Genomic DNA, 17714 nt, shown 5'->3' with positions numbered 1-17714 from the left:
GGTTCAGAGAACAACGCGCTGCTATTAACGAGTTGAGCCATTGGCATCACTTGTGGCAGCAATGTTGGGATAACAGGAGCCGTATGACGCGAGAGTGTCACGTACGGATCTGTGGGAGCCTCGGGGGGAAGTTCCCCGGGGCCACCCGGCGACCGTCAGAAGGAAGTCGGCCCCCTGCTCCTGGAGTTGCCGAAAAACGGCTTCTGGGTGTGCAGGGCATCCGCCTGGATCAGCACGCCCTCCAGATCCAGCTCCCCAAGCAGCTGCTTCTGCGAAGCAGTACGCCACGCCCAGGGCAGCGGAGTAGATCGTCACCTGGGTGTCGCCGCAGCTGCAGGCCCAGCGCCTCGGTCAACACGCTGTGGTGGCGGATGGCAAAACGCTCCAGATCTCGCAGGCTCTGGCTGCGGCTCAGGATTCCCAGCACCGCCACCAGCAGCAGGTACCAGGCCGGAATCCGCACCCCACGCCGCATCCGGGCGTCCGGGATCGCCTTGAGGTAGCTGATCAGATCGAGATCGGTAGCAGCAGAAACGCTTTCGGGCACAGGGAGGAGGCCATTCCGCCGACCTCAACCCATGCTCGCAGCCGCGACAAGAGAACCTGTGACTGACTTTGAATCAGCCCTGTGCCGGAGGGGGTCTGCAGAGCTCTGCGTTGGGCCAGAAGACGCAGGGTCACCCCAGTTCCTGTGGCCGAAAGGCAGGCCAGGCAAAACAGGGCCGCGCGATCAGCAGGGCGGCCCGTACCTCCAGACCCACCTGAAAGAAGAGCGTCAGCACCCCCAGTTCGGTGATGCCCGCCAGGGGAGCGATGGTCGAAAAGGGCAACACAGTGTTGCCAAGAGCAAAGCCAATCAACAATTCCGCAATGATGGCAGGGATCGCCCAATGGGCCAAGGGATTCCGCAGCAGGCGGGTGACCGCCAGAGCGAGAAGCAGAATCAGAAAGGAGGAAAGAAGCGAGGGGCTGGACAAATGAATGACAAGAACGAATCAGGAAATCGCACCAACTGACGGAAGAATCCTTCGGCCCATCAGGAATGTCACTCGAAATTCTCCATTGACCTGGATCCTCCGCTGCCGGCGCTGATGCACAGCGATGAGGATGATCATCACATCGCGCAGCCCGCTCTGATCGTGCTGGCCTGCGGTTGGGATGAAGCCAACCGAAATGATCGCGGCTCCATGGAGGGGGGAACTGCCTGGGTCATCCTCGGTCACCCCGAGGCCGTGACGTACATGCACGATCCATCGATTCGGCACCGGCACCTCTTCCAAGACCAGAAGCTCGCCATCTTCTACATGGTCGTTCGCCCCACGGTCAGGTCCGCCACCCTGTGACCAAGACGTTTCGCAGCATCGACATCTGCCCGCCATGGACGTGATGCAATAACGTTGCCAGGAGGCTTTCATGTGATCTTATTTCCCATCCTACTCTGGTGGTTCACCTCCGCTCAGGGCGACGTGTCCAGCTCCTTTTTTTATCAGATCTGCAACAACGGCCCCCCGAAGCGATTTGAGACGGCTGTGTCTGCCGTTGAAGCGGCGGAAGGAAATGGTTATGCCTGGTTGCACTATGTCGGTCCAACACGAAAGGAACTCTCTGGACTCGTTGAGCTGCTCGGGCTCCATCCCCTATCGATTGAAGATTGTCTTGATGACAATCAGATCCCCAAGATCGACGACTTTCCGGAAAGTACTTTCATTCTTTTTAACATTTTCGAATACCACAAAAGCGTGTTGGAGGTTGGTGAAGTCAATATGTTCATCGGCGATAAGTTCTTCGTTAGTATCAGTCATCTCAGTTCCATGCAGCAACCATATCTTGGTGAAATTCAGCGCATTATCGAAAAGAACATTGAAAGAGTCCGGCAAGGCCCTTCCTACGTCATGCACTTCATTCTTGACTACATTGTAGATCATAAGTTCGTTGCCATTGAGGCCATCGAAGATGAGCTAGACGATGCGGAAGGAGCACTTATCTCAAGTCCCGCGAGCTTCAAGCCGGCAGAATTGATCAGATTTCGGCGATATCTTCTGAGGCTACGCAAGAGCCTGTTTCATGAGCGCGAAATCCTCAACAAGATTTGCCGAAGGGATTGTCGATTTATTTCGGAACAATCAATCTATCATTATCGTGACATCTATGATCACCTTGTTCGTTTTTATGAGCTAACCGAGTCATATCGAGACATCGTTACTAGCTTGATGGAGATGTACCTGTCAATGCTCAACAACGACATGGCAAGAGCCGCCAATGAGACAAACGCCACAGTGAGGCGATTAACACTAATTACTACAATCTTCATGCCATTGACACTGCTTGCGGGAATTGGGGGGATGTCAGAATGGTCGATGATCACAGGCGCCGACAACTGGCGTGTGTCCTATCCAGGATTCATGCTTGGCATGGTCTGCCTGGGTATGGCAAGTTACTACTTCCTCAGTCGGTTGGATAGGAAGCGAACAGGTTCAATGCGAAACAGGCATCATTGATATGAGTGCATCCACACCCCCTCCATCGCCCCTCGCCCCATCTCCAACCCACGCCTCAAGCGAAGCAAGGCCTCCAGTACCCGTTCAGGGGCCCGATCAGCTCGATCGCGGCGGCAGCCGAGCGGCTCAGGCTCTGCATGTAGCCACAGGTTTCCGCGAAGCGGTACACCGTCACCCCCAAGGCGGTCACCATGACCCACTCCCAGCTGCGCCTGCGATCGGGGTTGCCCCCGTCGGCATGCCAGTGGGGGCACCGGTTTCATCGACATAGACCACCGACTGCTGACGGGCAAACGCAAGGGCCTCCTGTATGGGCTGCTCCAGCGCCGCGCAGATCCGCTGGCGGATAGTGGCCATCGCTCCACGGCTGTAGACGAAGTCTTCTCCGAAGGAGTACTGCACCCCCAGCAGCTGATCCAGCAGCGCCTGGGTCTTGCTGAAACTCAACGGGAAGGCACTGCCCAGCAGAGCCACCAGAGCACTGAGCCGGGGGCCGTAATGGCTCGCTTCCACCTCCGCCGGTAACGAGGCACAGGTGCTGGTGGAACAGCAGGGGCAGACCAGGCGATGTAGCCGGTGTTCGATCACCACGGCTGTGATCGGTGGAATCTCGATCACCTGATGGCGCCGCGGCTCTGGATCCACGCCTTCCAACAGCTGACCGAAACGGCGGCAAGCCTGGGGGTGGTGCTCGACAACTTCATCCACCCGCTCGATCGGCAGCAGCTCCGGTCCAGATCCGGGATGGCCCGGCTGGCCGCCGCGCTTGCGGCCACTGCCCTTGCGCCGCTCGGGCGGCATACACCCCGGCCGATCCGTTCGCGCAGATGGGCCAGTTCGGTGGCCAGAGCGGTGAGCTGGATGCGGAGCTGCTCGATCTCCTCCTTCTGCGCTCGTAGCTCCCCCTGCTGATCCAGGATGAACTTCCTGGCACCAGCTGGCCACGACAACCAGTCCACCTCGGAAATGCCAGCAGGGGGGGGCGCCCATCTCAAGCAGTCTCTGACTGAGATGCAAACGGGAAGCAGGACGCCGTCAAGGGTTCAGCAGAGACGAAGTTCGGCGCGTGCTGCCCTGACCCCTGAATGCTTACGAAAAAGAAAATGGCGTGTGTTGTCACCTTCCCCCCGATTGCGCCACCCATGCAGGTCGAGATGGACGGCGACTGGCGGCGTTAAGTCCCTATAGCCTTACGAATATCTTTGCTAAGAAGGAAGACGTGCAGCGGGTCTGTTGGAGACGGCAGGAAGCCAAAATGGGCGTAGAAGCCTTGAGCCGTTTCATCTTTGGCGTGGGCTGCCATGGCGCGAATGCCCGCGATTTCTGACGCTTGCACCGTGCGCAGCATGGCGTCCTTCAGGAGGCCTGAGCCGATGCGCTTGCCCTGCCAGTCCAGGGAGACCGCCAGTCGCGCCAGCAGCATCAGTGGGATCGGATGCTGGGCGAGGCCTTTGCTCAGGCGATCCGGTGCATCGTTATGGCTGATCTCGGCGACGACGAGCGTGTAGAAGCCGATGACGCGGTGATCGGCCAGAGCGAGATAGGTCTGAGCGGCGTTGGCTTGCTGATTGAGGAAGGCAAAGCGCGTCAGGAAGCGATTCAGGGCTTCTTGTCCGCAGTCGAAGTCGTCCACCGCATGATGCCGCGCCAACTTCTCGATGCAAAGCCGTGTCATGCAGTGGTGTTGTCTTCGAAGATGCTGGATTCACTCAGTAATTTCTTCAGGCGCGGATATTGACGGGGCGGAGCATCGAGGGCCGTCATGAAGGCTGTCCATTGGGCCTCATCGAGCCCGAAATGACGCCGGTCTATCAAAGACTCTTCGGCGCGATCAAGAGCGCTTTGCAGAACGAAGTCACTCACCGAGCGTCGTGCCGCCGCTGCCGCTTGCTGCAGAACCTGCTTGGCTGCCGGGGTGAGGCGCAAGTCCAGTTTTTCGGAACGTGTCATGGGATCTGCCATGGCTTCTACCTCCTATGAGACATCACCCTATCACATCCGCCCGACAATGTCATGACAATTCTTTTGAGAGGTCCTTATCCGGCGGTCTTGGCTGATTGCAGCACCCCTATCGGCAAGGCTGACAGTCAGCGTCCTCAGCCCCGGGTTCTCCGCCAGGATGCGCAGCCACTGCCAGGGTCCACGCAGCCAGACGTTTGTGTAGAAGTAGCGATGGCGATCTCCTGCTGAAGGAGGTCGAAAAACGGTGCCTGGGTCTCCGGGTCGAGGCCGGTGGTGTCGTCCTGCTGGAGGCCCATGGCCTGCTGCTCGATCGCCTGGTCCAGGGCCGAGCCGATCGAGCAGCAGGAAGGCATCACCCTGTCAGGTTCGGAGAGGAGTTCGGAGATGGGTTCGGAGATCGCCGCTGCCGGCGGCATCAACACGGCAGCGCGAATCCTGGAGATCCTGGCCGCTGAGCCTCGCTTCTCCGCACGCCTGCCTGCTGGCGCCCAGCGGCTGAAGCTCAGTTCTTCCCGCGCTGTTGCGAAGCAGCTCGCAGCTCTCCAGGCGGCAGGTCGCCTTTGCCGCCTGGGGTCGGCTCGCTCTGGACGCTGGCAGGTGTTGTGACGGGGGAAGGGCTGCCTGCTGTCAAGCGACATCCGGAATTGGCGGCGTCGATCGTGGCGATGAGTGCCCTGTACTTCGCCAGCAGGCTGGGTGATCTGAAGTGCTTGGCAATCAGGCTGAGGTAGTCGCAGGCTTTGGCCAGTAAGTGGCGTTGCTGAATTGTGATCGAGCCGGCTCCTTGCTTGTTGACGCTCCCATTAACGTGGTGGAAGAGCCTGCTAAGAAGAACATAGACATTGTTGCTCTCCTGCTGATTGGCTGGCAGGGCGGAAGAGATTTTTGGGGTTAACGATGCGATCAGGCTCTTGGCAGTGCCAATGATCTCCAAGGCTCTGTCGATGGAAACCGCCTGTGACAGTGCCGCGCTGAGCAAGCGGCAGTCAAAATCCCTGCAGTCCTGAGGTCTGTGGTTGTAGATCGTGCAGGTGCAATCCACAAGAGCGCTGCACGGTTCCAGCATGCGGAACTCGTTGGCTCTGTAGGTGTGCGTCGGCACCGACAGCTCTGCCAGACGGAGCGACTCTGCTGCGGTTACAACGACACGGTAGAAAAAGGCGCCACTGCAGCAGAGGCCGCAAGCCGTGCAAAGCTCGCTGGCGACATCGGACTGGGCATTGGACTCTGGCGGGTCTGCCATGCTGGATTCAGCCTCTGGAACCAGCCTGCTGATCGAACGCAATTCTTGCCGGCTTCCTTGGCGTTGTAGACGCCTTGATCGGCCTGCTTGATCAGGTCCTGATAGGACGTCATCTCTGGCTGCCGTGAGGCGACGCCAATGCTGATGCTGCCATGCCACGGTTCGCCGCCGGTTGGCACGCGTAGTTCCGAGATGGCCTTACGGGTTGCTTCGGCGATCTGTAGGCCACCGTTGTTGTCTGTATTGGGGCAGATGATGAAAAACTCGTCGCCGCCGAGGCGGCAGACGGTATCATCATTGCGCAGGGATTCTTTCAGGGTTCTGGCCAGATCGATCAGCACCAGGTCTCCGGCATCATGGCCATAGGTGTCATTGACTTCCTTGAAGTGATCCGCGTCAAGCATCATGCCAACCAGCGGTGCATCGTCTTGTTCGGCCTTGTCCCAAAGGTTGGAAAGAAGCCGCATGGCATGGCGGCGATTCGGGAGACCGGTTAAGACATCGGTTAGCGACAATGCCTCAAGACTCTTGTTGGCTTCAGAGAGCTCCTGGGTGCGCAGGGCAACTTTCTCTTCGAGTGATTCGTTCAGACGCTTGAGTTGCTTGTTCTGGGTTGAAACCTCTTTGAACAAGCCATCCAGTGCCTCGAGCAAGGGTTGCGTTTCACTCGCTCGTTCCTGCTCCAACCTGTCGTAGGCCTCGCGTGGGCTCAGGCCGGATTGGATGGCTCTGATCTGCTTAGCCATATCTTGATCCTTGCCAAGAATATGATAGGCAAGCCAGTGGGTGAGGAACTGCAGAAACGAGTTGGCCTGCGCGAGGTTGTGTGGAGACAGGTCGCTGGAAGGGGCGTTTCCTGGACGGATTTTGCTTGCAGGAATTCCGCTTGGAGAAATTCCGGCTGGAGAGATATTGGAATAGATGGACGTTGCCTGGTCGAGAAATCCCTTGTGTGCTTCCATGTGTGAGCTCAAGTGGCGAGGGTCCAGCTCGACCTCGGCCATCAGGCGTTCCTCTTCTTGGAAATGGTAGACGGCATACTCGGCCAGTTGATTGTAAAGGCGATCAATATCTGCTGTGTTCATCTGGTTGCTGGCCAGCAGGTTGCCCAGTCGGTTGATGATGTCGACCAGGCGATGGTGCTGGCCGTCGACTTCGCGCAGACCGGTGACAAAGTGCCGATCCCAGTGGAAGGAATCCATGGCTAAAAGCCTGTGCTCATTGTGCCTAGTTTACTCCTGGCTTGTTGACGCATCGACATGCTGATCTGGCCTCAGCCCACCCCATTGGCCCGGAACCAGGCCAGCAGCTGCTTCCAGCCATCGATGGCCGCTTCCGGTTGGTAGCTGGGGCCATCGAAAGGATTCGCCGGACAGCGGCGGGTTGGTATCGCTGCTGAGGATGCCGTAGATCGGGGCTTCAGGCCTCGGCGGTGATCGCCACCACCTGATCACGGCCGTTCTGCTTGGCGTCGTACATGGCGGAATCGGCGCGGGCGATCAGGGCATCGAGCGATTCACCGCTTTGGGCCAGGGCTACACCCACACTGATGGTGATGATCACCTCGCCGTCGCTGATCGGCACTGGTTGGCTGGCCAGCTGCCGCAGTTTCTCGGCGATGGAGATCGCATCGTCGATCCCCTGCACCCCCGGCAGCACCACCAACAGCTCGTCGCCGCCGATGCGGGCCGCCAGATCAGACGACCGCAGGCAGGAGCGCACCCGCGCCGCCATCGCCTGCAGTACGGCATCGCCGGCGTTGTGCCCGTAGGTGTCGTTCACGGCCTTGAAGTGATCAAGATCGCAGAACAGCACCGCCAGTTCCTGGCCCTTGCGTAGCTGCTGAGCGGTGAGACGCTTGATCTGGCCGAACATCTCCTCGCGGTTGAGCAGGGCGGTGAGGCTGTCGGTGGCGGCGCGGCGTTCCAGCTCCCGCTCGGCGGACACCTCCAGATCGATGATCCGGAAGGTGCACACTTGGCCGTCTGCTTCTCCGGCGTCGTTGAGGAAGGGGCTCCAGTGGCTTTCGATCCAGTGGGGGCTGCCATCCCGGCTGCAGACCCGATCCCGTCTGATCAGGCATGGTCCATCCTTTCCCTGGTTGGCCTGCGGGCGGCAGGGGCGGTCAACAAAGCCCTCGACGAGCTCCCCGATTGGATGGCCGATCCAGGCGGCGGGCTGCCAGCCCAGCACCGGCTGCAGCGACGGCGAGACCCAGAGCACCGTGTCATCGACGGCCAGATGCACCACCACGTCTGTGGCGTTCTTGGCCAGCAGGCGGAACTGCTGCTCGGAGGCGGCCAGCCGCGCCATGGCCTGGGCTTTCTCGCTCACATCGCGCCAGGTGATGCTGAGGTCGCCATCCACCTTCACGGCGCGGATGTCGAAATGGCGCGATTGGGCTTTGATGTCGTGGTACATAACAAAATCGTCCAGCAGCAGAGGCTGGCCGCTGGCCAGCACCTCGAGGAAGCGATCGAACAGCCCGCTCGTGACATGCGCGGGCCAGAATTCCCTGATCGTGGCTCCCGTGAACCTATCCACCGGCATCTGGTTGTAGGCCGCAGCGGCAGGGTTGGCCTGGAGGATGCGGAGATCGGTGATCTGGCCGTCTGCGTTCAGCACCGGCCCGAGCATGAGATGGGGGTCGAGCAGGGAATCGAGGGTGGTGCGGAGGCGCAGTCGCTCGGCATTCAGCGACTCCTGCGCCTGCACCAGCTCCGTTACCTCGTAGTTCACGCCCACCATCCGCAGTGGCCGCCCCTGCCGATCGAAGCTGGTGTGGGAGGCCGCCTGGATGTGGTGGACGGAGCCATCGGGCCACACCACCCGAAAGCGGGGTGCATAGACAGACTCCCCACGCAGGGCTGATTGGATCGCTGCCTCCGTGGCGGCCTTGTCCTGCGGATGAAGCGCTTCGGCCCAGGCTTCATAGGCGCCGGAAAACTGGCTGGGGTCGCGGCCATAGAGCCGGAACATCACCGGGTCGTAATGGAGGATGTTTCTGGGCACGTCCCAGTCCCAGATGCCCACCACTCCGGCGGAGGCAGCGGCCTGGAGGTAGTCGGTCTTGGCCACGAGCTCGGAGATGTCGATCAGCTCCACCATCACCTCCTGCGCCGTTCCCTCGGAGTCCCGCAGGTTGCTCACCTGCAGATCTCCCCAGATCACAGAGCCATCGAGTCGCTTCAGGCGCAGGCGCATCTGGCAGAGGTTCTGTTCCTCGGCCAACACGGCGGCCACCTCTTCGATGGGATCGATGGCCTGAGCCTCCGTCGTCTCAGAGCCCTCGCTCACGGTTGGCTCAAGAATCCGAAGAGCCTCGAGAAAGCCTTTGGACTGCAAGGTGGCTGCGTCCTGGCCCAGCAGCTTGCAGAGCGGTGGACTCAACATCAGGAACTGTCCGGTTCCAGGGGTGCAGATCGCCACTCCCACCCTGGCCGCCCCGATGCTGAGGCGCATCTGTTTTTCGGAGTGAGCCTTGGCCTGCTCAGCTGCGACCTGCAGGTTGATGTCGACCACCTCGCCGATGAAGAAGTCCACGCCTCCATCGCTCTGGCGGACACAGGACACGCTCAGATCGATCCAGGCGGCTGTGCCGTCGCCCCGCAGAAACTGCTTCCTGAGTCGATAGCTGCTGCGCCGATTGGCGACCAGCTCCTCGAACAGAGGGAGCTCCAGCTTGGAGTCGTCTGGATGGGAGAGCTCTCTCCAGGTGAGGCTCAGCAGCGTGTCGGCATCGCGACCGAAGATCTGGCACAGCGCGGGATTCACCCGAGTCAGCCGTCCGTCGGCACTGGCCAGGGCGATGCCGAGGGAGGCATTGTCGAGGGTGAGGCGCAGGGTCTCCTCGCTGCGATGCAGCTTGGTCACCATCTGGCAGCGCTGGGCCGAGAGCCTCACCGCCACCAGCACCACGCCCGAGAGGCCCAGCAGCCGGGTGCCGAATTCGAGCGAGGGGAAGAAGCCCCAGTAAAGGCCCGAGGCGATCGCCAGCACGTAGGCCTCCGCGATCAGGGGAGCCATCTGGCGCGGCGTGGCGAAACTGGCCGAGAGCACCACCACCACGAAGTAGTAGGGCAGCAGCGGGAAGTTGCGCGGCAGGATCAGATCGACCGTGAAGAGGGTCGCCAGCGCCAGTGCCAGGATCCATCGCTTGCGTCGGTGGCCTGCAGCGCCTGAGGGTGGTTCCGAACTGCCTTGCCCCATGGCCCAGCGGGAACCGAAGGATTGTCTATGGGGTCACTCTGCTACCGCTGAGGACGCATCGTGGCTGCGGATCGTGGTCTGCATCGGGCTGTCACAATCACGGGGCTGCGCCGTGGCTTCACTGGGCAGGGGCGGGCAGGGTGGCCAATCGCTCAGCAGCCGGATCCCAGAGGATGTAGTCGAAGCAGGTGGGGATATCGCCCAGCCGCAGGCGCTTGACGCCGCTGAGCAGGTGCTGATTGCGTTGCTGGCAGGCCCGCAGCCGGTAGTTGGGGATGGCGGAGCTGAGGTGGTGGATGGCGTGGCAGCCGATGTCTGCCGAGAACCAGTTGAAGAGGGCCGGCAGCTCCAGGTCGCTGGTGCCTTCGAGGGAGCCGGCCATTTCGCTCCAGCCCTCGGTGACATGGGCATAGGAGCCCGGGAAGTTGTGCTGCACGAAGAAGATGCAGATGAAGATGGCGGCGGCGCAGGCCATCACCGGTGAATAGATCAGCCAGAAGGGCCCGGCGCCGATCCACCAGCCCATGCCGATCCACAGGCAAACCACTGCCAGGTTGTTGAGGGCCAGATCGCGGAATTCCTCGGGGCTGTGCCAGTGCCGGGTCGACCCCTGACGGGCCAGATCCACCAGGCCCAGCAGCATGGCCACCCGGGGCTTGATCACCAGATAGAAGAAACCGCCGGGAAACAGCATCAGCGGGTGGCGAATCCGGCCATACCAGCGCTGCTGCACCGGGCTGAGCGCGCTGTAGGCCTGGGTGGTGATCAGGGCCGACGGCCCCTGATAGCGCTCCCAGTTGCCGTTGTGCCGGTGGTGAAAGGCATGGCCGCGCGACCAGGGCAGCTGCGGGATGCCGCAGACGATGCCGAACAGGAAGCCAACGGCGCGGTTCACCCGGCGGCTGCGGAACAGGGCGTTGTGGCCGCAGTCGTGCATCAGCGAGAAGCAGCGGGCCAGAAACAGCACCATCAGGGCGATCACCGGCAGCAGCAGCAGCGGCGCCTGGTGCAGGCTCCACACCGCCACCCACCAGAGCAGGCCGAATGGAACCAGGGTGTTGAGGATCTGCCAGCTGGCGATCCAGTTGGAGGGCGTCGTGAAGGGCTTGAGCTCGAAGTCGGCCCTGGTGATGCCCGTGGCGTGTGCGCTTGGCTTGGCCGGCGGCGTCTGCGCTGGCGGCAGGGGGGACGTCAGCACGGGAGCCGTCGCGGAGCCATGGGTCAAGCGTTCTTACCGAAAAGTCTGATTCATCAGTCTATCCAGGTTTTCAAGGCCGCGTCAGTGGGGTGCGCCTTGGCTCAGACCGGTGTGGCGTCGCGCACACTTTCGAACAGGTCGATGTCCCAGGCCACCAGATCGCGGCGGATCGCGTCGGCGCGGGGGCGGGGCAGCCGCTCGGCCAGGTCTTCGCCGGTGAGCACGCCGCAGAGCTCGCCGCCGTCTTCGCGCAGGAAGGCCAGGGCATGCCAGGTGAGGATCGCGGCCCCCACGGCGGTGGGATAGGAGATGTAGGTGGCGCCGGCATAGGGGCTGTTGAGCAGGCCGCGGTAGCGGAGATAGCTCACCCCCACGGTTTCGATCGTGCTCTGGCGATCGTTGCGCACGTTTTCTGTGTAGCGGATTTCGGCGGAGGCGGCGAAATGGGCCCGGCGAATCACCCCCTCGCGCAGATAATCCTCGATCCGCCGCGGTTTGTTCATGCCCGGCAGGATGGCGCGCACCATCGCTTCCACGGTGAGTTCGCTCTGCTGCGGCAGCGTGCGTTTTGACAGCAGATTCAGCTTGAACAGGGCCTTGACCAGCTCCACTTCCGATCCACCGGTGTAGATGCCGATCGAGTCGATCTCGGGGAAGGAGCGATGCAGCGACAGCAATTCCTCCTGATAGAGCGGGTACTGCCGGGTGGCTGTCACCTCATGCGGAAAGCTGTGCTCGCGCGCGGCGCTGAACGGCTCCAGCACCTGCAGGCGCCCGTCCCGCAGCAGGCGAGGCCGGGCCGCCAGTTCCTCCAGGGCCACCAGCGGCGACCAGGAGAAGATGATCTCGTCGGCGTCGATGTCTTCGAGCAGATAGAGATCCACGCTTTCGATCCGTAGATCCCGGCGCCGGGCGGAGCGCAGTTCGTGCAGGCGCAGGCCGATCAGGAAGTTGGTCACCCCCGGCGAGATGCCCAGATTGATCAGGGCGGCCCGGTTGGCGGCGCGGAAGTCGTGATCCAGCCCATATTGCGCAAAGGTGAGGCTGCGCTCGGTCTCGGCGTCGTACATGTCCGAGGCCAGATCCACCGTGTGGGCGCCCAGCCGCAGGCCCAGCTCCAGCATCGGCCGGTTGAAGATCGGGTTGGCGGCGTTGACCAGCAGGTCGATGCCGGCGAGGCGGGCGGCGTGGTCGTCTGCCAGGGCAAAGACCGGCGCGAAATCGCTCACCTCCAGGAAGTCGATCCGATCGAACAGGCGCTCGGCGTGGAAGAGCGCATCCCGGGCCAGTTCCGTGTTCAGCACCACCACCACGAACTCCAGGTCCACGCCGTCCCGCTCGGCCAGCTCCGCCAGGCAGATCAGCAGGGAGGATCCCACCGCCCCCAGCCCGAAGAAGGCGATCCGCAGGGTGGGCGCCGTGGTGGCCGCAGCAGTGGTCGCAGTGGTGCTGGAGGGGAGGCTGGTCATGGAACGCTTTGCCACTGGCGCAGCAGGTCTTCGAGGGCTTCAGGGGCGGGGGGCGGCAGGCGGCGCACCCGATCGCCGGCGGGGCTGCCGCCCTGGCCGGCTGCATCCCGGAAGCCATGGCGGTTCAGCACGGCGCGGCCCTCCGCGCCCAGGAGGAACGCCACGAAGCGGCTGCCGTCGGCTTCCCGCCCCTGGCCTTCGCCCCGGCGCACGCCTGCGGCCAGCACCGTTTCCATGGTGGGATCGGGGATCAGCATCCGGTAGCCCCCCGGCCAGCGCCCCTCGGCTTCGCCCTGGCGCTGCAGGGCCGGGGCCTCATACACAAAGGCGAGATCCCCCTGGTTGGGCCCGCCACTGACGAACTCGCTCAGCAGGATGTCGGTGGAGCGCGCCGGCCGGTAGACGGCCCGCTTCAGCAGCGCCACTGCCTCACTGCCCGGTTGGTCGCGGGCCCAGAGCGCCAGGCTGAGCTGGCCCGAGTTGGAGCGGAGCGGATCGGTCATGCGCAGATCGATGCTGCCCCAGGCGGGCGGGCCGCCGATCGCCTGCCAGCGACCGGCCCGCGCGGCAGCCCGCAACCGCTCCCAGGAGAACCGGCCATCGGGGAACAGCCGCTGGGCCCGCTCCGGCCAGGCCACCGCCACCAGCAGCGTGCGGGCGATCGGCTGCGGGCTGCCGCGGAAGGCCGGCCCTTCGCCCCGGGCCTGCACCGCCCCGGCATAGCTCTCGAGCTGGTCGCGGTTCGAGGGGATCAGCACCCGTGGGCGCTCCGGGCCGCCATCGATGCTGGCGTTGATCATGTCCTGGGCGCCCATCACCCGCCAGCGCAGGTCGATGTCGCCATGGCGTGTCTCGAACAGCGGTTCGATCTGCCGCAGCGAGGCCTCCAGCTCCGAGCCCACCACCACCAGCAAGGGGCGCCGCAGGCCCGGCACCGGGGCGGCAGCCAGCAGCACCGCGGCAGCGCCGATGCCCAGGGAGAGGAAGCGGCGTCGGCTCAGACGACTCACCGGGTGATCCGGAGATGCTCAGTCAGTCTGCAGCGAATTCAGCTGTGCTGCTGCATGGGGGCCAGCGGCATGGAGGGTTACCGCTGCGGGTCGTCCGCGCAGGCTGCCGTCGCTGTATCCCGCAGCAGCATTCCGCAGCAGAATGAGGGGCAACGGGCCGGGATTCGATGCGCTGTTCCAGGCTGGTTCTCAGCGTGCCGTCACCCCGCAGCACAGGCCTTCGCAGCACAACTCTTCGCAGCCCGATCCTTCGCGGCCTGATCCTTCGCGGCACGGCACCAGGCATCACGGCCCGCTGCCACCGCTTCGCTGCCGCCCTGCTGCTGCTGGCCCCCCTGGCGGGCTGCGGCAGCGGGCCGGGGCAGGAGATCGCCATCCCGATGCTGGTGGGCAGCGCCCTGGGCGGCTTCTGCGAGCAGGCCGCCGCCGCCATCGCCCGCCAGCCGCCCCGGCTCGACGACGGCACCCGGGTGCAGCTGCGTTGCCGCGCCACCGGCAGCGGTGATGTGGTGAGTGAGATGGAGCGCCATGCCCGGGCGGTGCTGCAGGGCGGCGCCCCGGCCGACGACCCGTCGATCCCGGTGCTGCTCTCGGTGGATGGCGAGATCTACCAGGAGCTGCTGCGCTACCGGCTGCAGCAGCTGGCCCCCAGCCGCGATCTGATTCCGGCTCCGGCCGATGCCCCGGCCCTGGCCAGCAGTCCGATGGTGTTCATGACCACCCCGGCCCTGGCCAAGGGACTGCAGCGCTCCGATCCCTACCAGGCCCTGGCCCGCAGCAGCGACCACCGCCAGCTGGATCCGGCGGTGCCGTCGCAGCTGATCCGCTTCGTGCACACGGCGCCGACCCGCTCCAATTCCGGCCTGCAGACCCTGGTGGCGATGTTCGCGGAGGTGGCCGGCAAGCCCCCTGAAGCCCTCACCCTGGCCGATGTGAGCCGCCACGCTCCTGATGTGGCGGCGATTGAGCGGCACATCACCCGCTACGGCAGCTCCACCGATGGCCTGGCCCGGGCGATGCAGCGCAACGGCCCCTTCTGGGCGTCGGTGGCCTCGGTCTATGAGTCGTCGGTGGTGGGGGTGAACAGCCGCCGCAGCGGCAGCGAGGAGGTGCTGCAGGCCGTCTACCCGGCGGCCACCTACGCCAGCACCATGCGGGCGATCCTGCCGAACGCCCCCTGGGTCTCGCCCCAGGAGAAGGCGGCGGCGGAGCTGCTGATCGAGCGGCTCCAGAGCCCGGAGATCCAGAAGCTGGCGGCGGATCAGGGGTTGCGTCCCGCCAATCCGGCCGTGCCGGCCTCCCGGGTGGTGGCGGCCTATGGCGCCGATCCGCGGGCGGTCTACGACTCCCTGCGGGCGCCGCGCCCGGCGGTGGTGGAGGCGATGATCCGCACCTGGCGGGATCTGGTCAAGAAGCCCTCGCGGGTGGCCCTGGTGGTGGACAGCTCCGGCTCGATGAGCGGCGAGAAACTGCCCTCCGCCCAGCGCAGCCTGCAGGCCTACCTGGCCGCCATCGGCCCGCGCGACACCGTGGGGCTGTTCGACTTCGACAATCGCCTGCCGGAGCCGGTGGTGATCCGCGGCGGTCCGGCGGATGCCGCCAAGGGCCAGGCCTTCGTGGCGGGGCTGGTGGCCGATGGCGGCACCCGCCTGCACGATGCTGTGTCCGGTGCCCGCGACTGGCTGCGCCGCAGCCGACAGCCCGGTGAGATCCTGGCGGTGGTGGTGCTCACCGATGGGCGTGATCAGGGCTCGCAGCTCGGCCTCGAGGCCCTCAAGGCCGAGCTGAAGCGCAGCGGTTTCGGCGGCGACGAGCGCATCGGTGTGTTCACGATCGGCTATGGCAACACCGGCGACTTCGACGCCGACGTGCTGCGGCAGATCGCCGAGAGCAACGGCGGCGAGTTCAGCCAGGGCAATCCCGAGAGCATCCTGCGCCGGATGGAGGATCTGCAGATGGCCTTCTGAGCCTGGATGACCCCGTGACCCGCCCTGCTCCCCTGGCCAATCCCCTCGACGATCCCGCGGCCGTGGCCATCGCCGCGGTGGCGCTGGTGCTGCTGGTGCGGCTCGGCGTTCTGCCCCTGGCACCGGCCCTGGCGGTGGCGGCCCTGCTCGGCTGGGGCCTGGCCACGCTGCGGCATCGGCGGCGCCATCGCGGCAGCCGCCTGCTGGATGCCCGCCTGCGGCTGCGCATCGATGCGGCGCTGGCACGCTGCCAGGAGCTGGCGGGGCAGGCGGCGCTGGTGGGTGGCGAGGCGATGGCGCGCTTTCAGGATGCGGCCCACCTGGAGGCCCTGGGCCTGGTTCAGCTCTGCTGCGAGCGGCTGCAGAGCCTGCCGGAGCGGATCGAGCAGCGCCGTCCCCTGCTCGAATCCGGTGGGGGCGTGCTGCTCAGCGCCGAAGACCTGCAGCGGCGCCTCAAGCAGGAGGAGACAGCCCTGCGCCGCGAGGAGGCCGGCCCCCTGCGGCTGGAGCGCCAACGGCTGGTGGAGCAGCTGCGCCGCAACCTGGAGGCGGCCGAACAGGGCATGGACGAGCGCGAAGCCCGCCTGGTCGCCCTCTCCACCCGGCTCGAGCAGATCGATGGAGGCCTGCGCCATCTGCGCCGCCAGGTGGATCGCCAGTGGCCCTCTAGCCAGGCCACCGACGCGGCGATGGCCGAGGCCCTGAATCCCCTCGATGCGGCCCTCGATCAGATCGAACGCCTGCTCGACGAAGGCTCCCGCTGAACCGGATCGCCCTCAGGATTCGACCGCGAGCGGTGCGCCTGCCACTTGCCGATTGACGCGGCGGCCTGCGGGGCTCACCCTGGCGTCGATGCCGCCGCCTGCCGTGTTTCCGTGATGCCGCCGTTGCTGCCAACCCTCCGGCCAGGCTTCAGGTGCGGGAGCAGGAGCGGGATCGGGTTCTGGGCACTCAGCCTGGCCCTGGCGGCCGTCTCCGCAGCCGAGGGCCTTTCTGCAGCCAAGGCCGCCCCGGTGCCGGTGCCCCTGGTGGTGCAGCCCGCCGGCTCCCGCCCAAAGACGCAGCCCGCCGCGTCCAGTGCGGCGCTGCCCGGCCCTGGGGCCCGCAAGCCGGAGTGGCGCCTCTACGGCCCCCTGCGGGTCGACTGGTCCAGCTGGACAGCGATGGCGGGCAGTGTGGTGGCGCCCACCCTCAATCCCAAGGGGCAGACCATCCATCTGTCGGTGAACTGCCAGGTGGGCAAGATCAACGTGGCCGGCGCCAACGGCGTCTGGAGGGGCTGGCAGGCTCCTCAGGTTGATTTCGAAAGACAGCTGGTGAAGGATGCCTGCGCTGCCCGGCGCGGCTGAGACCGGTGCACCGGCTGGGCCCGATTGACCGGCTGGGCCTAGGCCGACGGCTCAGTGGGTGACTCCAACCAGCGCAGCAGATCCGGCAGGGGCATCGGCCTGGCGATCGCGAAGCCCTGCAGGTAATCCGCCCCCAGCTCCTGGCAGTAGGTGGCCATGCCCGGGTCGCTGATGCCTTCCACCACCACGGCGGCGCCAAGTCCATGGGCCATTTCGATGGCGGATCGCAGTAACTGCTTGCCGCGATCATCCTCAAGGCTGAGCAGCAGCAGGGAGCGGTCCAGCTTGATGAAGGCGGGCTCGAGGGTCTTGAGCAACCTGAGGTTGGAATAGCCGGTGCCGTAGTCGTCGATCGAAATGGCGGCGCCGTGATCGATCAAGCCATGCACCACCTTCAAGGCAGCGCTGTTGTCTGGCAGCAGGATCGATTCCACCACTTCCACCACAAGGCCCTTGAGGCCGTGGACCGCGGGCCAGCTCTGCAGCAGGGAGGAGAGCTGGGGATCTTCCAGCTGCTTCACCGACATGTTCAGGCTCACCGACAGATCGCTGCGGCCGCTGGCGCTGAGGCGCTCCAGATCAGCCCGCAGCAGGCGCAGGGTGAGGGGGCCGAGCGCGCGGATCAGACCGCTCTGCTCGGCGAACTCGATGAAGTCGTTCGCATTCACGACCTGCCCATCGCGGTGCCAGCGCAGCAGCGCCTCCACCCCCCAGAGCGTTTGTTCTGTCGCCGCCACGATCGGTTGGTAATACAGCTCAAACGACTCTGTGGCGATCGCCACTGCCAGCGCGCGGCGCAGCAGGCGCCG

Annotated in this window: 19 protein-coding genes; 5 read left to right on the top strand and 14 right to left on the bottom strand. The window is 64.5% G+C overall.

What is annotated here, in order from left to right; translation table 11 throughout:
* Positions 1 to 229: 229 nt before the first annotated feature.
* Together KQ310_RS06470 and KQ310_RS06465 are read right to left on the bottom strand one after the other, a co-directional pair.
* A complete protein-coding gene (locus KQ310_RS06470) occupies positions 230 to 547 on the bottom strand; it encodes a transposase family protein (RefSeq protein WP_259720952.1) in 318 nt (105 codons plus the stop codon).
* A 130-nt stretch (positions 548 to 677) separates the two neighbouring features.
* Positions 678 to 830 carry a hypothetical protein gene (locus tag KQ310_RS06465; protein ID WP_259720951.1) on the bottom strand — a complete coding sequence of 51 codons (153 nt, stop codon included), beginning with the start codon at positions 828 to 830 and terminating at the stop codon, positions 678 to 680.
* A gap of 261 nt (positions 831 to 1091) precedes the next feature.
* Between KQ310_RS06465 and KQ310_RS06460 the strand changes: the two genes are divergently transcribed.
* Positions 1092 to 1343: a hypothetical protein gene (locus KQ310_RS06460; protein WP_259720950.1), complete on the top strand. Its 252-nt coding sequence runs from the start codon at positions 1092 to 1094 to the stop codon at positions 1341 to 1343.
* A gap of 123 nt (positions 1344 to 1466) precedes the next feature.
* The gene (locus tag KQ310_RS06455) at positions 1467 to 2498 is read left to right on the top strand and encodes a magnesium transporter CorA family protein (RefSeq protein ID WP_259720949.1); all 1032 of its coding nucleotides are present in this window, start codon (positions 1467 to 1469) and stop codon (positions 2496 to 2498) included.
* Positions 2499 to 2553: 55 nt separating this feature from the next.
* Here the strand turns inward: KQ310_RS06455 and KQ310_RS06450 are convergent, their stop codons facing one another.
* The 11 genes from KQ310_RS06450 to KQ310_RS06400 all read right to left on the bottom strand — a co-directional run bounded on the left by KQ310_RS06450 (position 2554) and on the right by KQ310_RS06400 (position 13589).
* Entirely contained in the window at positions 2554 to 2691 is a 138-nt protein-coding gene (locus KQ310_RS06450; RefSeq protein WP_259720948.1) for a hypothetical protein, read from the bottom strand.
* Positions 2685 to 3299, bottom strand: coding sequence for a transposase (locus tag KQ310_RS06445; RefSeq protein ID WP_259720947.1), 615 nt, complete (start codon positions 3297 to 3299; stop codon positions 2685 to 2687). Before KQ310_RS06445 ends, KQ310_RS06450 begins: the two co-directional genes overlap by 7 nt.
* A 373-nt stretch (positions 3300 to 3672) precedes the next feature.
* A complete protein-coding gene (locus KQ310_RS06440; RefSeq protein ID WP_259720946.1) occupies positions 3673 to 4131 on the bottom strand; it encodes a GNAT family N-acetyltransferase in 459 nt (152 codons plus the stop codon).
* Between the two features lie 38 nt (positions 4132 to 4169).
* Entirely contained in the window at positions 4170 to 4448 is a 279-nt protein-coding gene (locus tag KQ310_RS06435; RefSeq protein ID WP_259720945.1) for a DUF1778 domain-containing protein, read from the bottom strand.
* 146 nt (positions 4449 to 4594) lie between these two features.
* Positions 4595 to 4882, bottom strand: a complete 288-nt coding sequence (locus tag KQ310_RS06430) for a hypothetical protein (RefSeq protein ID WP_259720944.1) — start codon at positions 4880 to 4882, stop codon at positions 4595 to 4597.
* A gap of 80 nt (positions 4883 to 4962) precedes the next feature.
* Entirely contained in the window at positions 4963 to 5703 is a 741-nt protein-coding gene (locus tag KQ310_RS06425) for a YkgJ family cysteine cluster protein (RefSeq protein WP_259720943.1), read from the bottom strand.
* Complete coding sequence (locus KQ310_RS06420) at positions 5598 to 6905, bottom strand: GGDEF domain-containing protein (RefSeq protein WP_259720942.1); 1308 nt, start codon at positions 6903 to 6905, stop codon at positions 5598 to 5600. Before KQ310_RS06420 ends, KQ310_RS06425 begins: the two co-directional genes overlap by 106 nt.
* 217 nt (positions 6906 to 7122) lie before the next feature.
* Positions 7123 to 9912 carry a diguanylate cyclase domain-containing protein gene (locus tag KQ310_RS06415; RefSeq protein WP_259720941.1) on the bottom strand — a complete coding sequence of 930 codons (2790 nt, stop codon included), beginning with the start codon at positions 9910 to 9912 and terminating at the stop codon, positions 7123 to 7125.
* A gap of 118 nt (positions 9913 to 10030) precedes the next feature.
* A complete protein-coding gene (locus KQ310_RS06410) occupies positions 10031 to 11110 on the bottom strand; it encodes a fatty acid desaturase (protein WP_259720940.1) in 1080 nt (359 codons plus the stop codon).
* Positions 11111 to 11211: 101 nt separating this feature from the next.
* On the bottom strand, positions 11212 to 12579 hold the full coding sequence (locus tag KQ310_RS06405; protein ID WP_259720939.1) for a hypothetical protein: 1368 nt from the start codon (positions 12577 to 12579) through the stop codon (positions 11212 to 11214).
* Positions 12576 to 13589 carry a substrate-binding domain-containing protein gene (locus KQ310_RS06400; protein ID WP_259720938.1) on the bottom strand — a complete coding sequence of 338 codons (1014 nt, stop codon included), beginning with the start codon at positions 13587 to 13589 and terminating at the stop codon, positions 12576 to 12578. Before KQ310_RS06400 ends, KQ310_RS06405 begins: the two co-directional genes overlap by 4 nt.
* A 194-nt stretch (positions 13590 to 13783) precedes the next feature.
* Here KQ310_RS06400 and KQ310_RS06395 point away from each other — a divergent pair, with 194 nt between their 5' ends.
* The 3 genes from KQ310_RS06395 to KQ310_RS06385 all read left to right on the top strand — a co-directional run bounded on the left by KQ310_RS06395 (position 13784) and on the right by KQ310_RS06385 (position 16905).
* The gene (locus KQ310_RS06395) at positions 13784 to 15556 is read left to right on the top strand and encodes a VWA domain-containing protein (RefSeq protein WP_259720937.1); all 1773 of its coding nucleotides are present in this window, start codon (positions 13784 to 13786) and stop codon (positions 15554 to 15556) included.
* A gap of 14 nt (positions 15557 to 15570) precedes the next feature.
* Positions 15571 to 16320: a hypothetical protein gene (locus KQ310_RS06390; protein ID WP_259720936.1), complete on the top strand. Its 750-nt coding sequence runs from the start codon at positions 15571 to 15573 to the stop codon at positions 16318 to 16320.
* Positions 16321 to 16569: 249 nt separating this feature from the next.
* Entirely contained in the window at positions 16570 to 16905 is a 336-nt protein-coding gene (locus tag KQ310_RS06385) for a hypothetical protein (protein WP_259720935.1), read from the top strand.
* Between the two features lie 38 nt (positions 16906 to 16943).
* On the opposite strand, the gene KQ310_RS06380 is transcribed toward KQ310_RS06385, so the two are convergent.
* On the bottom strand, positions 16944 to 17714 hold a 771-nt coding region (locus KQ310_RS06380; protein WP_259720934.1), incomplete at its 5' end, for an EAL domain-containing protein.

The organism is Synechococcus sp. CS-1328 (genome assembly GCF_025128095.1).
Lineage (GTDB): Bacteria > Cyanobacteriota > Cyanobacteriia > PCC-6307 > Cyanobiaceae > CBW1002.
Note: the sequence above shows the minus strand (reverse complement) of the source record. Positions and strands in the feature narration are given on the sequence as shown.

Excerpts from the sequence above, each read along its gene's own strand:
- KQ310_RS06460 (WP_259720950.1), top strand. The coding sequence starts at position 1,092 with ATGCACAGCGATGAGGATGATCATCACATCGCGCAGCCCGCTCTGATC.
- KQ310_RS06450 (WP_259720948.1), bottom strand. The coding sequence starts at position 2,691 with ATGGTGACCGCCTTGGGGGTGACGGTGTACCGCTTCGCGGAAACCTGT.
- KQ310_RS06445 (WP_259720947.1), bottom strand. The coding sequence starts at position 3,299 with ATGCCGCCCGAGCGGCGCAAGGGCAGTGGCCGCAAGCGCGGCGGCCAG.
- KQ310_RS06435 (WP_259720945.1), bottom strand. The coding sequence starts at position 4,448 with ATGACACGTTCCGAAAAACTGGACTTGCGCCTCACCCCGGCAGCCAAG.
- KQ310_RS06425 (WP_259720943.1), bottom strand. The coding sequence starts at position 5,703 with ATGGCAGACCCGCCAGAGTCCAATGCCCAGTCCGATGTCGCCAGCGAG.
- KQ310_RS06420 (WP_259720942.1), bottom strand. The coding sequence starts at position 6,905 with ATGGATTCCTTCCACTGGGATCGGCACTTTGTCACCGGTCTGCGCGAA.
- KQ310_RS06415 (WP_259720941.1), bottom strand. The coding sequence starts at position 9,912 with ATGGGGCAAGGCAGTTCGGAACCACCCTCAGGCGCTGCAGGCCACCGA.
- KQ310_RS06405 (WP_259720939.1), bottom strand. The coding sequence starts at position 12,579 with ATGACCAGCCTCCCCTCCAGCACCACTGCGACCACTGCTGCGGCCACC.